Annotated in this window: 4 protein-coding genes; 2 read left to right on the top strand and 2 right to left on the bottom strand. The window is 69.8% G+C overall.

Annotation, left to right across the window (positions count from 1 at the left end; translation table 11 throughout):
* Window positions 1-686 (top strand): MFS transporter (locus tag PINTE_RS20355; RefSeq protein ID WP_157087421.1); only part of this gene is annotated, 686 nt, incomplete at its 5' end.
* Window positions 687-972: 286 nt separating this feature from the next.
* Here the strand turns inward: PINTE_RS20355 and pntB are convergent.
* Window positions 973-2,379: a Re/Si-specific NAD(P)(+) transhydrogenase subunit beta gene (pntB, locus tag PINTE_RS20350; protein ID WP_068434269.1), complete on the bottom strand. Its 1,407-nt coding sequence runs from the start codon at window positions 2,377-2,379 to the stop codon at window positions 973-975.
* A gap of 7 nt (window positions 2,380-2,386) precedes the next feature.
* Window positions 2,387-3,922, bottom strand: a complete 1,536-nt coding sequence (locus PINTE_RS20345; RefSeq protein ID WP_068434267.1) for a Re/Si-specific NAD(P)(+) transhydrogenase subunit alpha — start codon at window positions 3,920-3,922, stop codon at window positions 2,387-2,389.
* A 299-nt stretch (window positions 3,923-4,221) separates the two neighbouring features.
* Here PINTE_RS20345 and PINTE_RS20340 point away from each other — a divergent pair, with 299 nt between their 5' ends.
* The gene (locus tag PINTE_RS20340) at window positions 4,222-4,839 is read left to right on the top strand and encodes a biotin transporter BioY (protein ID WP_068434264.1); all 618 of its coding nucleotides are present in this window, start codon (window positions 4,222-4,224) and stop codon (window positions 4,837-4,839) included.
* Window positions 4,840-4,927 lie beyond the last annotated feature (88 nt).

Here is a 4,927-nt window from a genome sequence, read left to right as displayed (position 1 = left end):
CGGGGTCGGGCGCGGTGTCGGCGGGGGAGCGCGACGCGGCGCCGCCGTGGGTGGCGGGGACCGAACCGTCTCCGGCGGGTGAGGGCCGCAAGCACCGGGCGGTGGACCTGTTCGCCGGCGAGTACCGCCACCGGACCATCGCCCTGTGGACGGTGTGGTTCATGGTCAACCTGTCGTACTACGGCGCGTTCATCTGGCTGCCGAACTTGATTTCGGCGCAGGGCTTCTCGCTCGTGAAGTCGATGGAGTACACGCTGCTCATCACGCTGGCGCAGCTGCCCGGTTACGCGCTGGCGGCCTGGCTCATCGAGGTGTGGGGTCGGCGCGCGACCCTGGCCACCTTCCTGCTCGGCTCGGCGGTCTCGGCGGGGGCCTTCGGCCTCGCGCAGGGGCCGACGTACATCGTCGTCGTCGGCATGTGCCTGTCGTTCTTCAACCTTGGGGCGTGGGGCGCGCTGTACGCCGTCTCGCCCGAGATCTACCCGACGACGATCCGCGGCACGGGCACCGGTGCCGCGGCGGCGTTCGGCCGGATCGCCAGCATCATCGCTCCGATCTCCGTGCCCTACCTGCGTGACGCCGGCGGACTGCCGCTGATCTTCACCGTCTTCGGCGGCGCCTTCGTCATCGCCGCCCTCGCCGCCCTGGCCCTGCCCGAGCTGAAAGACCGCACGTTGGAGGAGTAGGCACGCTCGGGGAATTCGCCATATCGACGACCCCGATCAGCGACACGAGGGTACGGAAGGGTCCTGACCTGCGGAAACGCCGCCAGGGGTCGCGAACGGATAGTCGAAACGGTGAATCGACAGCGCCGCCCCGGGTGCACACGCACGCGCCGGGCACCCCGAGCACCCCGAGCACCCCGAGCACCCCGAGCATCGAGAAATGCCCCGGGAAACGCCGACGGCCGCCCTGCCGGGCGAGTCACGAGTGACCCGCTGGGCAGAGCGGCCGCAGACAGAAATCGCAGCGCTACAGCGCAGCGACGATGTCGTCCACGCGCTCCTTGGCGTCGCCGAAGAGCATGACGGTGTTGTCGCGGAAGAACAGCGGGTTCTGCACACCGGCGTAGCCGGTGTTCATCGACCGCTTGAAGACGACGACCTCGCCCGCCTCCCACACGTGCAGCACGGGCATGCCGGCGATGGGGCTGCTCGGGTCTTCGGCCGCCGCCGGGTTGACGGTGTCGTTGGCGCCGATGACGAGCACGACGTCGGTCTCGTCGAAGTCGTCGTTGATCTCGTCCAGCTCGAGCACGATGTCGTACGGCACCTTGGCCTCGGCGAGCAGCACGTTCATGTGGCCGGGCAGGCGGCCGGCGACCGGGTGGATGCCGAAGCGCACGTTGACGCCCTTCTCCCGCAGCTTCTGCACGAGGGTCGCGACGGGGTACTGCGCCTGCGCGACGGCCATGCCGTAACCGGGGGTGATGATGACGTTCTTGGCGTTCTTCAGGCTCTCGGCCACCTCGACGGCGGTCGTCTCGCGGTGCTCGCCGTAGTCCTTGGCCTCACCGGTGACCGCCCCGTCGGAGCCGAACCCGCCGGCGATGACGTTGATGAACGAGCGGTTCATGCCCTTGCACATGATGTAGCTCAGGTACGCACCGGAGGAGCCGACGAGCGCGCCGGTGACGATGAGCAGGTCGTTGCTGAGCATGAAGCCCGCAGCGGCCGCGGCCCATCCCGAGTAGCTGTTGAGCATCGAGACGACGACCGGCATGTCGCCGCCGCCGATGGCCGCCACGAGGTGGGCGCCCAGGGCCAGCGCGATGATCGTCATGATCAGCAGCGGCAGCGTGTGCTCGCTGTTGACGAACCAGATCATCAGCAGCAGCGAGACGACGATCGCGCCGAGGTTGATGAGGTTGTGCCGCGGCAGGTTCAGCGGGGCCGACTTCATCCGCGCGCTCAGCTTGAGGTAGGCGATGATCGAGCCGGTGAACGTCACCGCACCGATGAAGATCCCGACGAAGATCTCGCCGGCGTGCACGCCGACCATGCCGAGGCTCTCGAGCTCGAGGCGCCGCGCCGGCTGGTGGGCCTCGACGTAGGAGTTGAAGCCGACGAGCATGGCGGCCAGACCGACGAAGCTGTGCAGCATCGCGATGAGCTGCGGCATCTCGGTCATCTCGACCTTCAGTGCCCGCCAGATGCCGATCGAGGCACCGATGGCCATGGCGACGATGATCATCGCGAGGCCACCGACTCCGGCGGAGTCGGTGGCGATGAGGATCGTGGCGAAGATCGCCAGCGCCATGCCGGCGATGCCGAACGCGTTGCCGAGCTTGCCCGTCTCGTGCTTGGACAGCCCGGCGAGGGCGAGGATGAACAGCAGGGCCGCGACGATGTAGGCGGCCTGGACGAAGGTTTCGATCATCTGGACATCAGCCCTTCGTGAACATGGACAGCATGCGCTGGGTGACCGTGAAGCCACCGAAGACGTTGATGCTCGCGACGAGCGTCGCGATGAACGCGAACACGAGCACGAACGGGTGGCCGGATCCGAACTGCAGCATGCCGCCGACGATGATGATCGCCGAGACCGCGTTGGTCACCGACAGCAGCGGCGTGTGCAGCGCGTGGTGCACCGCGCCGATGACGTAGAAGCCGATGACGACCGCGAGCATGAAGACCGTGAAGTGGCCCAGGAAGCTCGGCGGGCTCACCGAGGCGAGCGCGAGGAAGAGCACCGCGCCGATCGCCAGGCCGATGACCTTGGCGTTGCGTGACATCGGCTTCTTGGCCTCGACGGAGACGGGGTGTGCAGCCGTCGTGCTCGCGGCCGGGGCCGCCGACACCTGCACCGGAGGCGGTGGCCACATGACCTCGCCCGACTTCACCACGGTCATGCCGCGCTGCACGACGTCGTCCATGTCGAGCACGAGCTGACCGTCCTTCTCCGGGGTCAGCAGCGTCATGAGGTTGACGACGTTCGTGCCGTACAGCTGCGAGGCCTGGGTGGGCAGCCGGCCGGCGAGGTCGGTGTAGCCAATGATCGTCACGCCGTTGTCGGTGACGATCTTCTCGCCCGCGACCGAGCCCGCGACGTTGCCGCCCTGGGCTGCGGCCATGTCGACGACGACGCTGCCGGGCTTCATGCTCGCGACCATCTCTTCGTCGATGATCCGCGGCGCGGGGCGGCCCGGGATGAGGGCCGTCGTGATGATGATGTCGACGTCCTGGCACTGCTCGCGGTACATCGCCGCGGCCTTCTCCTCGTAGTCCGCCGAGGTCTCCTTGGCGTACCCGTCGGAGGAGACCTCCGCCGCGTCGTCCTCGACCTTGAGGAAGTCGGCGCCCATCGACGCGACCTGCTCGGCGACCTCCGGCCGCGGGTCGGTCGCGCGAACGACGGCCCCGAGGCTGCCGGCGGCGCCGATCGCGGCGAGGCCGGCGACACCGGCTCCGACGACGAGCACCTTGGCCGGGGGCACCTTGCCGGCGGCCGTCACCTGGCCGGTAAAGAACCGGCCGAACTCGTGGGCGGCCTCGACGACGGCCCGGTACCCGGCGATGTTCGCCATCGAGGAGAGCACGTCCATCGACTGGGCCCGCGAGATGCGCGGCACGGCGTCCATGGCCAGCGCCGTGATCGGCCGCTGCCCGAGACGCTCGACGAGTTCGGGCCGCAACCCGGGCTGCAACAGCGAGATGAGGGTGCCGCCCTCCTTGAGGGCGTCGATCTCCTCGTCGTTGGGCGCCTCGATCTTCACGACGACGTCGGCGCCCCAGACGTCGTGTGTGGAGCCGATCCGGGCTCCTGCCGCCTCGTACGCGGTGTCGGGGATCGTCGATCGCTCGCCCGCGCCCGCCTCCACGACGACGTCGTAGCCGAGCTTGCGCAGCTTCTCGACCGTCGGTGGCGTCGCGGCGACGCGCGTCTCGCCGGGCCTGGTCTCTTGAGGTACGCCGATGAGCACGCCCTGCCTCCTTCGGTGCCGTCTGGTCTACGGGCCCGCGACGGTTCCTCGCCGAAGGTGTGGATGACACCGACCTCTGAGCCGGTGTGACGAGGCAAACGCAGGGCCCGCGAAGGCAACCTATCGCGTGGGGCACGCCGGACAGGCGCAGACGTGTATATAAGCTCCCGCGATCCGAGCGGCGTGCGCCCGGGTTCCGGCGGTGGGCCGGCGGGGGCGCCTGGCAGACTCTGATCTGCTCGAGCGTTGAACACCGTCCAAGGGTTCGACCACCGGATTTCGGCAGCGAAGGAAACGTCATGCAGGCAGGGCAAGGCCCCGGAAACGAACCCGTCGATGAGCCGGGCCGGGCGCCCGACCGCACCCGCCGCCTGACCGCGCGTGACCTGGCGCTCGTCGCGGTCTTCGCGGCCCTCATCGTCGTGCTCGGCATGCCGGGGGCGCTGTTCGCCGGATCGCCCGTGCCGATCACGCTGCAGACCCTCGGCGTCATGCTCGCGGCCGCGCTGCTGGGGTGGAAGCGGGCGGCGCTCGTCATGCTCACGGTCATCGCGCTCGTCGCGGTCGGGTTGCCGGTGCTGGCCGGCGGGCGCGGCGGGCTCGGCGTGTTCGCCGGACCGACCGTCGGCTACCTGCTCGGCTGGGTGCCGGGCAGCATCGTCACCGGCTACCTCGTCGAGCGAGCCCGCCGGCTCACACCGCTGGTGCTGTTCGGCGCGATCCTGCTCGGCGGGGTCGTCGTCATCCACGCCTGCGGCATCCCGGGCATGATGTGGCGCGCCCACCTCGACCTGCCCGCCGCGCTCGTCGCCGACGCCGTGTACCTGCCGGGCGACCTCGTCAAGGCCGTGCTCGCCACCGTCGTCGCCCTCGGCGTGCACCGCGCGAGCCCCGACCTGCTGCCGCGGCGCGCGTGAGCCGTCGGTGGGTCTCGCCGTGATCGGTCGGCCCCGCGCCTGGCGGCCCGCGCCGGTGCTCGTGCAGGAGTCCGACCCGCGGGCGCTG

Source organism: Piscicoccus intestinalis NBRC 104926 (assembly GCF_001515525.1).
Taxonomy (GTDB): Bacteria; Actinomycetota; Actinomycetes; order Actinomycetales; family Dermatophilaceae; genus Kineosphaera; species Kineosphaera intestinalis.
The sequence above is the reverse complement of the archived record's forward strand: the minus strand, read 5'-3'. Positions and strand labels throughout refer to the sequence as shown.